Source organism: Buchnera aphidicola (Artemisaphis artemisicola) (genome assembly GCF_005082365.1).
Classification (GTDB): Bacteria; Pseudomonadota; Gammaproteobacteria; order Enterobacterales; family Enterobacteriaceae; genus Buchnera; species Buchnera aphidicola_AR.
In genome coordinates this window covers 256,682-272,218 of the sequence record NZ_CP034900.1, presented here as the reverse complement: position 1 = coordinate 272,218, position 15,537 = coordinate 256,682, and the positions used below count along the sequence as shown (strand labels likewise).

Genomic DNA, 15,537 nt, shown 5'->3' with positions numbered 1-15,537 from the left:
GGCACTTTCAAAAAAGTATATATTTTTAAGGAGGTGATCCAACCGCAGGTTCCCCTACGGTTACCTTGTTACGACTTCACCCCAGTCATGAATCACAAAGTGGTAGGCGCCTTCCTTTTTAAAGGTTAGGATACCTGCTTCTTTTGCAACCCACTCCCATGGTGTGACGGGCGGTGTGTACAAGGCCCGGGAACGTATTCACCGTGGCATTCTGATCCACGATTACTAGCGATTCCGACTTCGTGGAGTCGAGTTGCAGACTCCAGTCCGGACTACGACTTACTTTATGAGGTTTGCTTGTCTTTGCAGATTTGCTTCTCTTTGTATAAACCATTGTAGCACGTGTGTAGCCCTGGTCGTAAGGGCCATGATGACTTGACGTCGTCCCCACCTTCCTCCGGTTTATAACCGGCAGTCTCCTCTGAGTTCCCGGCCGAACCGATGGCAACAGGGGATAAGGGTTGCGCTCGTTGCGGGACTTAACCCAACATTTCACAACACGAGCTGACGACAGCCATGCAGCACCTGTCTCACAGTTCCCGAAGGCACTTTCTTATTTCTAAAAAATTCTGTGGATGTCAAGACCAGGTAAGGTTTTTCGCGTTGCATCGAATTAAACCACATGCTCCACCGCTTGTGCGGGCCCCCGTCAATTCATTTGAGTTTTAGCCTTGCGGCCGTACTCCCCAGGCGGTCGACTTAATGCGTTAGCTTCGGAAGTCAATTCTCTTGGAAACAACCTCCAAGTCGACATCGTTTACGGCATGGACTACCAGGGTATCTAATCCTGTTTGCTCCCCACGCTTTCGCGCCTCAGTGTCAGTCTTCGTTTAGGAGGCCGCTTTCGCCACAGGTATTCCTCCAGATATCTACGCATTTCACCGCTACACCTAGAATTCTACCTCCCTCTATGAGACTCTAGTTTTTCAGTTTCAAATGCAGTTCCTAGGTTGAGCCCAGGGCTTTCACATCTGACTTAAAAAACCACCTACGCGCTCTTTACGCCCAGTAATTCTGATTAACGCTTGCACCCTCCGTATTACCGCGGCTGCTGGCACGGAGTTAGCCGGTGCTTCTTCTTCGGGTAACGTCAAGAAATAAAATTATTAGTTTTATTTTTTTCCTCCCCGCTGAAAGTACTTTACAACCCTAAGGCCTTCTTCATACACGCGGCATAGCTGCATCAGGCTTTCGCCCATTGTGCAATATTCCCCACTGCTGCCTCCCGTAGGAGTCTGGACCGTGTCTCAGTTCCAGTGTGGCTGGTTATCCTCTCAGACCAGCTAGAGATCGTTGCCTTGGTAGGCTATTACTCTACCAACAAGCTAATCTCGTCTGGGTTCATCCAAAAGCATGAGGCCAATAAGGTCCCCCACTTTGGTTTTTCAACGTTATGCGGTATTAGCTACCATTTCTAGTAGTTATCCCCCTCTTTTGGGCAGATCCCCAGATATTACTCACCCGTTTGCCGCTCGCCGACAAGAAAGCAAGCTTTCTTTCGCTGCCGCTCGACTTGCATGTGTTAGGCTTGCCGCCAGCGTTCAATCTGAGCCATGATCAAACTCTTCAATTGAAAAACTGTTCTTAAAAAGAATCTTTAAGAAATTTATGAATAAATACGTTTTGTACTTAATTTCTGTGCCCACACAGATTATCTAATATATTTTTAAAGAGCGATTTTTGTTTTTGAAAACTTGATGATTAAAGATTATCTTCTTTTTATTATGTTGTCAACCTTTTTATATAAAAAACAAAAAATTTTTTTAAATTGTAAAAATTAAATTAATACATAATTTAAAAAAATAATATTCTATTTTAAATAGAATCAAATATTTATTTACATTTATAAGGTATCATAGAATATATCTTTTATATTAACTTTTTCAACAATAATATATACTTATTTATTTAAAAAGGCATTTTAATATGAATTTAAAAAATATAATTAAAAAAGATATTCAAGATATTTTAATAAAAATTAATTCTGAAAGTAATTATGAACCTATTATTATACTAAATAAAAAAACAGAACGAGGTCATTATCAGATTAATAACTTAATTAAAATAGCTAACGAGTTAAAATTAGAACCTGATAAATTATCTAAGATAATCATCTTGAATATTAAGAATAAATATATGTACCAAAAAATAACGTTTTCTAAACCAGGTTTTATTAATTTTTTTATTAATCATCATTGGATTTCTGAAGAATTAGAAAAAATTTTTATTTCACATCGTCTTGGTATAAATTATGTTCCTTCTAAAAACATTGTAATAGATTACTCGTCTCCAAACATTGCTAAAGAAATGCACATAGGGCATTTGCGATCAACAATAATTGGAGACGTTATAGTAAGAGCATTAATTTTTTTAGGACATAATGTGATTAGAGCAAATCATATTGGGGATTGGGGAACACAATTTGGTATGTTGATAGCATACTTAGAAGAAAAAAATTTAAAAAACAATAATTTCTCTCTTATAGAACTTGAAAATTTTTATTGTAAAGCAAAAAAAAAATATGATGATGACAAATTATTTGCAGAAAAATCTAGAAAATATGTAGTAAAATTGCAAAATGGAGATGAATATTGCTGTACTATTTGGAAAAAGTTAGTATCTGTTACAATGATTGAGAATTATAAAATATATAAAAAATTAAATGTGACTTTAAAAGAACAAGATACTATGGGAGAAAGTTTATATAGAAAAATTCTCCCTGGAATTGTTGAAGATCTTAAAAATAAAAAAATAGCAATTGAAAAAAATGGTTCTACAATCGTTTTTTTAAAAGAATTTAAAAATAGATTAGGAGAATCCATGGGTGTAGTAATTCAAAAAAAAGATAAAGGATTTTTATATTCTACTACTGATATTGCTTGTTTTAAATATAGATATCAAAAACTTCATGCCGATCGAATTATATACTATACAGATTCTCGTCAAAATCAACATTTAATACAAGCATGGACTATAGCTAAAAAAGCTAATTATATACCCCAAAATTTTTTATTAGAACATCATACATTTGGAATGATGTTGTCTCAGAATAAAAGACCATTTAAAACACGAGACGGTAATACAATAAAACTCTCTAAACTTATTGATGAAGCAATTGAAAGAGCTACTAATATTATTAAAAATAAAAACCCGAATTTATCTAAAAGAAAATTAATAAAATTAGCTAATATAATAGGTATTAGTGCAGTAAAATATTCCGATTTATCTAAAAACAGACACACTAATTATATTTTCGATTGGGATAAAATGTTAAGTTTTGAAGGAAATACAGCACCTTACATACAGTATGCATATACAAGAATTATTTCTATAATAAAAAAATCTACTATACCTATTAATCAATTAAAACAAAAAACTATTTTAACAAAAAAAAGCGAAATTAATTTAGCAATTAAAATACTAGAATTTGAAGAAATTGTTCTATTGATTTCTGAAAAAGGAACTCCTCATATAATGTGTAAATATCTCTACCAACTAGCTACTTGTTTTTCTACTTTCTATGAAGAATGTTCAGTACTTTTTGCTAAAAAAATAAAAATATGTAAAAGTAGATTAAAATTATCGATTTTAACTGCTAAAACATTAAAAAAAGGACTAAACATTCTCGGTATTAAAACAATCAAAAAAATGTAAAAAGTTATTTTTATTTTAAAAATTTAGTAAGGTGAGGAAATAATGCAGTACTAAAACGTACTACTTACAACCGCACCAATCTTGATAAACATTTGAAAAAGTAATTAATTTTTACCAATAATGTTAGTTATTTTTATTTTTTTAATACCTGAAATTTCCATATGAGACAAAACCGTTAATTCAGGAAAGCTTTGTCTTAAAAATCTTGATAAACAATAGCGAAGAGGATGATTAACTAATAATACAAGAGGAGCGTTCATTATCAACTGTTTTTTAATAGCTTCTTTTGTTTTTATTAATAAGGTTTCAGATAAAGTAGGTTCTATAGTATAATTTCCTGATGTTAAACTATTTAGTAATAATTGCTCTAAATTTGATTCAAGTCCTATTATTTCAATAATATTTCTTTTATGAAATAATTTTTGCATAATAATTTTTCTTAACGAAATACGAACAATGCTAGTTAACTCATTGGGATCTTTTTGAGTATCTGCATATTCTGATAATGTTTCTAAAATTGTTCTCATATCACGGATCGGAACGTGTTCTAATAATAAATTTTTCAGAACTTTATGAAAAACTGTTAAATTAATTAAATCAGGAATTAAATTATCAGTTAATTTTGGCATTTTTACATTTATATGTTCTAATAATTGTTGAGCTTCTTGACGACCAAATAATTCATTAATATGATTGTAAATTAAAATATTTAGATGAGTAGAAATTACAGTACTAGAATCTATAACAGAATAACCTTTTTTTTGTGCTTCGTTTTTAAAATTTTCATCAATCCAATAACCAGATAAACCAAAAGTAGGTTCTTTTATCTTTTCAAAAGGTAAAGATTCTGTTTCTCTACCTGAATTAATCGCTATAAAACGTCCATAAAAACATTTACCTTTTCCTACTTTTACACCTTTAATAAAAATATAATATGTATTTCCTGATAAATTTATATTATTTTTAACATGCACGAGAGGTGGTAAAAAACCAATATCTTGAGCAATTTTTTTTCGAATTATACGAATTTTATCTAATAAATTATCTTTTTGGTGTATATCAGTCATTGGTGTTAAATTATAACCTAATTCAATTCTAATTTGATCTTCTAGTCCTACATCATTCCAAGAAGCTTCTGAAATTGAATCTTGTATTAATTTGTACTTATTATTAGAATTTAAAATTTTTTTTTCTGAAAAATATTGTTGTTCATATAACCACCAAGAAAGAATAAATAATAAAAGAGTAAATATTAAAAATATAATGTTAGGCATTCCAGGAACCAAACCAAGAACACCTAAAACTATAGCACTTAATAAAATCACTTGAGGATTATAAAATAATTGACTAACTATTTGTTCTCCAACATTTTGATCAGTACTAACGCGTGTCACAATAACACCTGCTGCAGTAGAAATGACTAAAGCTGGAATTTGAGCAACTAAACCATCTCCGATAGTTAATAGTGTATAAACTTCGATTGCTTTATTCAATAACATATTATGTTGTATTAAACCAATAATTAAACCTCCAAAAATATTAATAATCATTATTAAAATCCCAGCAATAGCATCTCCTCGAACAAATTTACTAGCACCGTCCATAGAACCGTAAAAATCTGCTTCTTGTGTTATTTTTATACGACGTTTTTTTGCTTGTTCTTCACCAATTAAACCTGCATTTAAATCTGCATCAATAGCCATTTGTTTTCCTGGCATAGCATCTAATATGAATCGCGCACCAACTTCTGCTATCCTAGTAGCACCTTTAGTAATAACCATAAAATTAATAATAACTAAAATTATAAATACAACTATTCCAATAGCAAAATTTCCACCAACTAAAAAATGACCAAATGATTCAATTACTTTTCCCGCTGCATTAGTTCCAGTATGACCTTTCAAAAACACAACTCGAGTAGAAGCTACATTTAAAGCTAATCGTAATAATGTAGAAAAAAGTAAAATTGTTGGAAAAGCAGTAAAATCTAATGTATGACGCGTAAACATAGAAACAAGTAAAATTATTATAGATAAAGCAATATTAAAAGTGAAAAATATATCTAGGAAAAAAGGTGCTAATGGTAAAACCATCATTGCTAGAATCATTAAAATTAATATTGGACCAGCAAGTATTTGCCATTGAGTTGTTTTTAAACTTTTTATTAGACGAAAAAAAGAAGAAAAATTAATCATTATTTTTATAATCTCCTGTAAAATTTAATTCTGAAGGAACTGTTATATTTTGAGGTTTTTCAGGGAAAATTCCACCTTCTTTTTTCCATTTACGCACTTTCCAAACCCATGCTAAAACTTCTGCAACAGCTTTATAAAGAGGACCTGGAATATATTGACCTATTTCAGTATAGCGATATAATGAACGAGATAATGATGGCGCGGAAATAATAGAAATATTATTTTTAAGAGCTATATTTTGTATTTTAATAGCCATTTCACCTATTCCCTTAGCTATAACTTTAGGAGCATGCATTTTTTTTTCGTCATATTGAAGTGCAACTGCATAATGTATAGGATTTGTTATTATAACATCCGCTTTAGGAACATCTGAAATCATTCTTCTACGTACGAAAGATTTCATAACTTGACGAATACGCATCTTTATAGTTGGATTTCCTTCTTTTTCTCTTAATTCATCTTTTATTTCTTGATGAGTCATTTTTAATTTTTTATAATAATTAAATTGCTGCCAAATAACATCGAATAAAATAACAGGAAGCAACCCTAATATGACTAAAATACAAGAAGATACAACTATATTAAATCCATGAAATAATGAAGAATTATAACTTTTAGCATTTAATACCAATATTTCAGAAAAAGAGGACCATAAATAGAAAAATAGTATACTACTGACTATACTTAATTTTATTATAATTTTAATAAATTCTATTATAATATGAAAAGAAAATATTTTTTTTAAACCATAGAATAAATTTAATTTTTTAAAATTAAATTCTAATGATCTAAAATTAAATTTAATACCACTAAAAATAATTGAAGGTATAACAATTGCAATTAATAAAGAGATGAAAAACGGAAAAAAAAGAACAATTATCTTTTTTAAAGATATAGAAATTTTAAAAAAAATATTTTTGGGATCTAAAATATCATTTCTATTAAAATAAAAACAATTAAACATCATTTTTTTAAAATCAATAATAATTATTTCTTTGTACCACCATAAAATAGTGAATCCAATTAATAAAATTAAAAAAGAACTTAATTCTCTAGAATATCTTGTTTTTCCCTTTTTACGAAATTTTTTAATACGATGTTCAGTCGGATTTTCTGTTTTTTCTTCATTTGTATTATGATTCATTTTAAATATTTTTAACCATTATTTTATACATAAAAATTTTATTAAACCTTTCTATTTAAAAAAAAACAAGTGAATTATTAATTATTAAAATAAAAAAACTCTATTTTTAAAAATAACATATTTCATTTTTATTAAATTTAAAAAAAGAATTTTATATTAATAAAAAAAATCTATTTCTTCTAAAAAGCATTTAAGATAAGATTTCATTATATAATAATTATTACATTTACTAATTACATTCACCATTAGAAATAAAGTTCTAAAAAAATCTTAAAGTACAAACTTTATTTTATGAGATCCCATTCAATGCGAACAAGTCAATATCTACTATTAACTTTAAAAAATATACCTCAAGATGCAAAAATTATAAGTCATCAACTTATGCTGAGAAGCGGCATTATCAGAAAAACATCTTCAGGATTATATATTTGGTTGCCTACTGGTATTAGAATAATAAATAAAATTAAAAAGATTATTAAAAAAGAAATGAATGCACTTAATGCATTAGAAATATCAATGCCAATTATGCAATCAGAAAACTTATGGGAAAAAACTGGACGTTTAAATTTATATGGAGAAGAATTATTAAAACTTTTTGATCGTCATAAAAATAAATTTATTTTAGGACCTACTAACGAAGAAATTGTTACTGATTTTATTAGAAATGAAATTCATTCTTATAAAAATCTTCCATTAATAATATATCAGATACAAAAAAAATTTAGAGACGAAATACGTCCTCGTTTTGGAATAATTAGAGCTCGAGAATTTACAATGAAAGATGCTTACTCTTTTCATTCTAACGAAAGTTGTTTACAAAATACTTATAATAAATTTTACAATAGTTATATAAATATTTTTAATAAAATAAAATTAGATTTTTGCATTGTAAACGCTGATTCAGGTTCTATGGGAGGTAGTATTTCGCATGAATTTCAATCTTTTTCTGAAAATGGAGAAGACGAAATAGTGTTTTCTAAAAATAAATCATATTGTTCAAATATGAATACAGCTGAATCTATGGAAACAATTGATTTTTTAAAAAAGAATAACAAGAATACAGTTATTCAAAAAACTAAAAATACTAAAAAATCTATAATAAACATCGAAAAATCAAGTGTTTTATTAAAAAATTTTATTAAAACTATTTTGGTTCAAACGAATATAAAAAACTCTACTTCAGTAGCAGCGTTATTAATACGAAAAGATCATGAATTAAATTTATCTAAAGTAGAAAAAATTGAAATTCTTAAAAAACCTTTAACTTTTCTTAATGAACAAGAAATTATTAAATTTATAGGAGTAACAAAAAAATTCTTAGGTCCTTTAGGATTAAAAATACCTATTATTGCAGATATTTCTACCTATAAAATGAAAAATTTTACTATTGGTGCAAATATTAAAAATCATTTTTTTATTAATGCTAATTGGGGAATTGATTTACCTATTCCAATCATTAAAGATATCAGAAAAGTTACAAATAAAGATTTAAGTCCTAACGGAATTGGATACCTAAACATTAAAAAAAGCATTGAAATTGGACATATATTTCAACTTAATCAAGAATATTCTAAAAAGATGAATGCGTTTGTTCAAACTAAAAATGGATATAAGGAACACTTGTATATGGGATGTTATGGTATAGGAATAACGCGCATTATAGCAGCAGTTGTTGAACAAAATCATGATGATAAAGGAATTATTTGGCCAGATTCTATTGCACCTTTTTCAGTAGTTATTATACCTATACATATGCATAAATGTATTAAAATTAAAAAAATAGCTTATACATTATATCAAGAGCTTAAAAAAAATAAAATAGATGTTATTCTAGACGATAGACATGAAAGACCAGGAATTATGTTTAATGAAATGGATTTAATTGGCATTCCCCATCAAATCATCATTAGCACATGTTCTATTAATAATAATAATATTGAATATCGTACAAGAAAAAATAAACAAACTATTTTAGTTAATATTACAGATGCAATTAATTTTATAATTCAAAAAATCAATTATTAAAACAAGAAAAATTTTTTAAAAAACGTTTTTTTAAAAAATTATAAATTTTATATATCTATACAATAGAGAATATTTTAAAAAATAAATGTAAAAAAATTTTAACTCAAGAATGTTATGATATTAAAATATTTTTTTATAAGAATAAAAAAATAAAAATATCTCTTTTTAATTTGTTTATCTAAAAAAAATAACTTATTACATAATAAGTTGTTTTCTTTATTTGATTTAATTATTAATTTATTTTTATATATTTTTTTCTGATCATATTTAAATTCATAAGATTACAAGCTGTTATTTTAAGATATTGAGTGATAACACTTAAATTTATAAGACCTTGTACAAATAATATTTTGTGTAATTTTAACAACGGTTCATATAATTTTAATAAATCTGTAAAAACTACTACTTCTATCCGACTAGTGTTATCATCTAATATTAAAACAGCTATACGATAATTATCTTTAGTTATTTTAAATTTAATAGAAATAATTATTCCTGCTATTAGAACTGTTGTTTTTTTTTTGATAAATCTTAATTTTGATATTGTCATACCATTTAAGTAATTTTTCAATTCTTTTGTATATTCATTAATAGGATGGTCTGTAAGATAAAATCCTAAGACCTGGTATTCATTTTCTAGATCATTTTTTTTAGTAGAATAAGATGTATTAATAAAATTATTTTTTTGTACTTGATGTAATTCGTCTTTAAAAATACCAAAAAGACTTTCTTGTTTAAAAAATTTAATTTTAAGAGCCTCTTTTGAAGCTTTTATAGCATCATCAATAGATTGAAGTAAATAATTTCTATTTGCATTAAGACAATCAAAGCTTCCAGACATTATTAATTTTTCTAAAATTCTACGAGTAATTTTATTACTGCAATCAAGTCGCATGCAAAAATCAAATAAATCATGAAAAATTCCATTTTTTTTTCGTTCTTTAATAATGTGATTTATTGAACTTTGCCCCATGCCTTTAATTGCACCCATACCATAAATTATATTACTTTTATTATTAACATAAAATTCGTATTTGCTTAAGTTAATATTCGGAGGTATAATTTTTAAGCCTATATTTAAAGATTCATTAATTAAAATAACTATTTTTTCTGTATTATCTATATCAGATGTCATAGCTGCTGCCATAAACTCTGCAGGATAATGCGATTTTAACCATAAAGTCTGATATGAGACTAAAGCGTAAGCTACAGAATGAGATTTATTAAATCCATATCCTGCAAATTTTTCTAATAAATCAAAAATTTTTATTGCTAATTTTTTATTAATACCTTTTTTTAAAGCTCCAGATTCAAATATAGAACGTTGTTCTGCCATCTCTTTTAGATTTTTTTTGCTCATAGCTCTTCTTAAAATATCTGCTCTTCCTAAAGAATATCCTGCTAAAATTTGAGCTATTTGCATCACTTGTTCTTGATATAAAATAATTCCATATGTTGATTCTAATATAGGTTTCAACAATATATGTTGCCATTTATGATCAGGATATGCAATATCTTCACATCCATGTTTGCGATTGATAAAATTATCAACCATTCCAGATTGTAAGGGACCAGGTCTAAATAGAGCTACTAAAGCAATAATATCTTCAAAACAATCAGGTTGTAATCTTTTAATTAATTCTTTCATGCCAGGAGATTCTAATTGAAAAACAGCATTAGTTTGACATGTTTTTAATAAGTCAAAACATTTAGTATCATCAAGAGGAATAGAATTGATATTTATTAATTTTTGTTTATTCACTTTTAATTTAACATTAATCATTTTAATTGTATTATTAATAATAGTTAATGTACGTAAACCAAGAAAATCAAATTTTACTAATCCTACATATTCTACGTCATTTTTATCAAATTGAGTAACAGGATTTCCCCCTTTTTCATCACAATACAATGGGCAAAAATCTGTAATTTTAGTAGGAGAAATCACCACTCCACCTGCATGTTTTCCAACATTTCTATTTGTTCCTTCTAATTTTTTTGCAATATCAATTAAACTTCTAACATCTTCATTGTTTTTATAAATATTGAATAATTTAGATTCTTTCGAAAAAGCTTCATTTAAAGTTATTCCAGGATCTAATGGTACTAATTTAGATAATTTATTGATAAATCCATAAGGATAACCTAAAACCCTTCCTACATCTCGAATTACAGCTTTAGCAGTTAATGTTCCGAAAGTAATAATTTGAGCTACTGCATCTCTTCCATATATATTTGAAACATGTTCAATTACTTTATCACGTTGATCCATGCAAAAATCAATATCGAAATCAGGAAGTGAAATACGTTCTGGATTTAAAAATCTTTCAAATAAAAGATCAAAAGACAATGGATCTATCTCTGTAATATTCAATGCATATGCTACAAGAGAACCTGCACCAGAACCACGTCCTGGACCAACTGGTATATTATTATCTTTTGCCCATTGTATAAATTCCATAACAATTAAAAAATATCCAGGAAAACCCATTTTATTAATTACATTTAATTCCATATCTAAACGATGTTTATATTTCTTATAAATAGATTTATGTTCTTTGTTATTTATATTTAAAATATATAAACGTTTTTTTATTCCCTGATAAGCCTTGTCAATCAAATAATTTTCAACGCTTATTGTTCCAGTTGAAAACTGTGGCAAAAAATATTGTCCTGAAAATATAAAAACATTACAACGTTTTGCAATTTCAACACTATTAATAAGTGCTTCTGGAATGTCTGAAAAAAGATCACACATTTCTTTTTCACTTTTTAAAAATTGCTGATTGCTATAATTACTTTGAATTTTTGAATTTTTTAATATTTCACCTTCATTAATTGCTATTCTAATTTGATGTACTTGAAAATCATTTTTATTTAAAAAACATACATCATTAGTCGCAACGACAGGAATTCCTGAAGATAAAGATAGATTTACTGCTAAACGTAAATATTTTTCTTCATTATCTCGATTAGTACGAAATAATTCTAGATAGCAAGAATTAGGAAAATATTTTTTATAAAAAGATAAACAAGTAGATATTAATGATGATTTGTTATAAAGCAAAATTTTTCCAATTTCACCTTGACAACCTCCAGAAAGTAATATTAATCCTTTGTTATATTTTAATAACCATTGTTTTTCAATAGTTACATTATAATTATCAACGTATCCTTTTTGATATGCTTGAGAAATTAACAGAATTAAATTTTTATATCCTTCTTGTGTAGCAGCTAATAAAGTTAGTTTAGTTATTTCATTATCTATTAATGGAGAACAAAATTGAACTGTAATACCAATAATAGGTTTTATTCCTAATTTATGAGCTGTATTATAAAATTTAATCACTCCATATAAATTATTATAGTCTGTTATAGCAATAGCAGGCATACCTAAAGACATAGATTTTTTAACTAAATCTTCAGGCTTTGATAATCCATCAATAATCGAATAATCACTATGTACATGAAGATGAATAAATTTTGGTTTATGCATTTATATTTCCTAAAATTTACATTTATAAATATAGATTTGTATTAAAAAAAAGATGTTTTAGCAAAAATTATCTTAGATTTACAAACAATATTATTATTTACTAAAGCAGTATTTTTAAAAATTAAAAGATTTTTACTGTATTTCCAAATATTAGCCTTGATATGCATTTGATCTCCAGGAATAACATTTTTTTTAAAACGAGCACTATCTATACCTACAAAATGATATAGTTTGTTTATACTTAATTGACCTGTACTTTGATAAAGTAAAATACTTCCTGCTTGAGCCATTGTTTCAATTATTAATACTCCAGGAAAGATAGGTTCTTTCAAAAAATGACCCTGAAAGCAAGGTTCATTAATAGTGCAGTTTTTTACTGCATTTAAATATTTAAAACTTTTAAAGTTCAAAACTCGATCAATTAGTAAAAAAGGATAACGATGCGGTAAAATTTTAAAAATTTTTTTAATATTTAATGTATTCTTTACAAAATTCAAAAGACACACCTTGTTTTTATAATATGTTCAATTCAAGATAAAAAAACATAAAAAATAAAATATTTTTTTATAAAAAATTTGATGATTTTATTTTAAAATTACCAATTTTTACCTAAATAAAATTGAAATGGTTCTAATTGATAATCATTATTTTTCTGAATAGGAACCGCATAAGAAAAAACTAATGGACCGATAGGAGAAAACCATTGTAATGAAAGACCAGCTGATGAATAAAGATTATTTAAAATATTAGGTTCAAATAATTTTAAAAAATTGTTTGTTTTGCTATTATTGAATTCTATATTCCAAATGTTACCTGCATCTAAAAATAAAGAAGTACGAAAAAATTTAGCGTATTTATCTTCTATAAACGGAAGAGGTACACTAAATTCTAAATTAGTAATAAATATAGCATTACCTCCAAAAGAATCAAAGGATTCACATGTATTATTATTTTTATATTTAATACATTTATCTAAATCAGTACTATCGTAAACTGTTTTTGGACCAATCGTATTAGTCCGAAAACCACGAATATTGTTTGTACTGCTGGTGTAAAAATTTTCATAAAAAGGAAATTTTTTGAATTTGTTAAAACTATTTCCAATTCCTGCATGAATATGACTTAAAAATATAAAACTTTTTTCTTTATTTAAGGGAATATAGTGTTCAGAATCTAATATTATTTTATAAAAATTATTATCAGAACCAGGGACCGTGTTTTTTCCACTAATATATGTTTGATTGCCAGAAATAGGAAAATAAAGATATTCTAAATTGTCATATATCCAAGAATAATTTAAAGTAAAATCATTCACTAAATTATTTTTTAATAATTCTGGTTCAGAAAATTTTTGATTAAATAAAGTGGTATCAACCATTTTTTCTTTATTTTCAATACCATTATGAGTATAGCCAAAACCAAAATGCACTTTATTCCTATGATTAATAAAAAATCCTAAGTTTCCTTCAAAACCGTAAGTATTTTTTAAAAGATTAGAAATACTATTAAAGTTATATTTAAAATTATTATAAAAAAATCTAGTATTTAAATCTATATTATTAGATATAAAATAAGGATAACTCATTGATAAATCAATATATTTTTGATAATCGTTTTTAATAGCACTAGCTTTTAAAGAATTTCCTGAACCTAATATATTTTCTTGAGCAAAAGATGCATTAAAGCTAATTCCACTATCTTTTCCATACCCTAATCCAAAATTAATAGAACCAGTAGGTTCTTCTTTTACTCGATAAATAATATTTAATTGATTAGACTCATGAGGATCTATATCTTTAATTATTTGTACATCACTAAAATATTTTGTTTTTTCTAATAATCTTTTACCTAATTCTACTAATTTTATATTAAAATACTCACCTTCTATTTGTTTTATTTCACGCCTTAAAACTTTATCTTCAGTTAATTGATTTCCTATGAATTTAATTTTTTTAACATAATAACGTTTATCTATATCAATATTAAAGTTTAAAACTATTGTTTTTTTTTCATGATCGATATCAGGAACTACAACAATTTTTGAATCAATATAACCTTTTTCAGATAAAAATCTTGTTATCTTATTTACTATAAAATTAATTTTTTCTTTATTATACAGTTCATAATTTTCTAATTTAACAAAATTTTTAATAATTTTTTGATATGGGAATAAATTTCCATTAATAAAAAAATTTGAAATCCTGTATTTTTTGCCTTCAGAAATATTTATAAAAATATTGACATAATTTTTATTTTTAACAAAATCTACTTTTTTATCATTAATATTAAAATAAAAATATCCTTGGTTTAAATAAAAATTATTTAGATCTTCTAAAAATTGATCTAAATTCTTAGATGAATAAGTATATTGATGTGAAAAATTCCACCAAGGATTATAATTACTTAACTTAAATAAAGACATGATTTTTTCTTTAGAAAAATCTTTATTACCAAATATTTTTATAGTATTAATTTTAATTGATACACCTTCATTAATAATTATTTTTAGATTAATGATATTATGTTCAGAAAAAAGTTTTAATATTTTAACATTCGACTTATATTTTCCAAGATTTTTATAAAAATCTTCTAGTGTTTTTGATAACACATTAACTGCATAAGAATCAAATGGAGCGCCTTTTTGAATATTTAACTTCATTAAGTATTGGTTTAAAATAGATTCATTAATAATACTATTACCTGAAATAATGATATTAGAAATAATAGGTTTTTCTTCAACCTTAAAAATAATTGTTTTTTTAGAATACATTACTTCAATATTTTCAAATTTTCCAGTTTGAAATAAAGATTGAATACTTTTTTTAATGTCAACTTCAGATATTTTACTTCCAACGTGAAAAAAAATATTATTTAATACTTCATTTTTAGAAAGATTAATCAATCCTTGGAATTGAATATCTTTTACCAACCAAGTGTTTTCTGCATAAACTGCTGTGCTAAAAAATATTAAACAAGGTATAAAAATTTTTTTAATCAACATTATTATTACAATTTTCCCTGTA

General features: G+C 26.0%; 7 protein-coding genes and 1 rRNA gene. 2 read left to right on the top strand and 6 right to left on the bottom strand.

What is annotated here, in order from left to right; all coding sequences use genetic code 11:
* Nucleotides 1–26: 26 nt before the first annotated feature.
* A 16S ribosomal RNA gene (locus D9V59_RS01215) occupies nt 27–1,573 on the bottom strand.
* A gap of 353 nt (nt 1,574–1,926) precedes the next feature.
* On the opposite strand from D9V59_RS01215, the gene argS reads away from it, so the two are divergent.
* On the top strand, nt 1,927–3,654 hold the full coding sequence (argS, locus tag D9V59_RS01210; RefSeq protein ID WP_158364320.1) for an arginine--tRNA ligase: 1,728 nt from the start codon (nt 1,927–1,929) through the stop codon (nt 3,652–3,654).
* 104 nt (nt 3,655–3,758) lie between these two features.
* Here argS and flhA read toward each other — a convergent pair whose 3' ends face one another.
* Both flhA and flhB read right to left on the bottom strand, forming a co-directional pair.
* Nucleotides 3,759–5,849, bottom strand: a complete 2,091-nt coding sequence (gene flhA, locus D9V59_RS01205; protein WP_158364318.1) for a flagellar biosynthesis protein FlhA — start codon at nt 5,847–5,849, stop codon at nt 3,759–3,761.
* On the bottom strand, nt 5,842–6,993 hold the full coding sequence (flhB, locus tag D9V59_RS01200) for a flagellar biosynthesis protein FlhB (RefSeq protein WP_158364316.1): 1,152 nt from the start codon (nt 6,991–6,993) through the stop codon (nt 5,842–5,844). The genes flhA and flhB overlap by 8 nt, the downstream gene beginning before the upstream one ends.
* 306 nt (nt 6,994–7,299) lie before the next feature.
* On the opposite strand from flhB, the gene D9V59_RS01195 reads away from it, so the two are divergent.
* Nucleotides 7,300–9,018 carry a proline--tRNA ligase gene (locus D9V59_RS01195; RefSeq protein WP_158364314.1) on the top strand — a complete coding sequence of 573 codons (1,719 nt, stop codon included), beginning with the start codon at nt 7,300–7,302 and terminating at the stop codon, nt 9,016–9,018.
* 232 nt (nt 9,019–9,250) lie between these two features.
* Here the strand turns inward: D9V59_RS01195 and dnaE are convergent, their stop codons facing one another.
* The 3 genes from dnaE to bamA all read right to left on the bottom strand — a co-directional run bounded on the left by dnaE (nt 9,251) and on the right by bamA (nt 15,515).
* Entirely contained in the window at nt 9,251–12,514 is a 3,264-nt protein-coding gene (gene dnaE / locus D9V59_RS01190; RefSeq protein ID WP_187308366.1) for a DNA polymerase III subunit alpha, read from the bottom strand.
* Nucleotides 12,515–12,555: 41 nt separating this feature from the next.
* The gene (fabZ, locus tag D9V59_RS01185) at nt 12,556–13,011 is read right to left on the bottom strand and encodes a 3-hydroxyacyl-ACP dehydratase FabZ (RefSeq protein WP_158364312.1); all 456 of its coding nucleotides are present in this window, start codon (nt 13,009–13,011) and stop codon (nt 12,556–12,558) included.
* Between the two features lie 98 nt (nt 13,012–13,109).
* The gene (gene bamA / locus D9V59_RS01180) at nt 13,110–15,515 is read right to left on the bottom strand and encodes an outer membrane protein assembly factor BamA (protein ID WP_158364310.1); all 2,406 of its coding nucleotides are present in this window, start codon (nt 15,513–15,515) and stop codon (nt 13,110–13,112) included.
* Between the last annotated feature and the right edge of the window lie 22 nt (nt 15,516–15,537).

Coding starts and splice junctions, on each gene's coding strand:
- argS (WP_158364320.1), top strand. CDS start 1,927: ATGAATTTAAAAAATATAATTAAAAAAGATATTCAAGATATTTTAATA.
- dnaE (WP_187308366.1), bottom strand. CDS start 12,514: ATGCATAAACCAAAATTTATTCATCTTCATGTACATAGTGATTATTCG.
- D9V59_RS01195 (WP_158364314.1), top strand. CDS start 7,300: ATGCGAACAAGTCAATATCTACTATTAACTTTAAAAAATATACCTCAA.
- flhB (WP_158364316.1), bottom strand. CDS start 6,993: ATGAATCATAATACAAATGAAGAAAAAACAGAAAATCCGACTGAACAT.
- bamA (WP_158364310.1), bottom strand. CDS start 15,515: ATGTTGATTAAAAAAATTTTTATACCTTGTTTAATATTTTTTAGCACA.
- flhA (WP_158364318.1), bottom strand. CDS start 5,849: ATGATTAATTTTTCTTCTTTTTTTCGTCTAATAAAAAGTTTAAAAACA.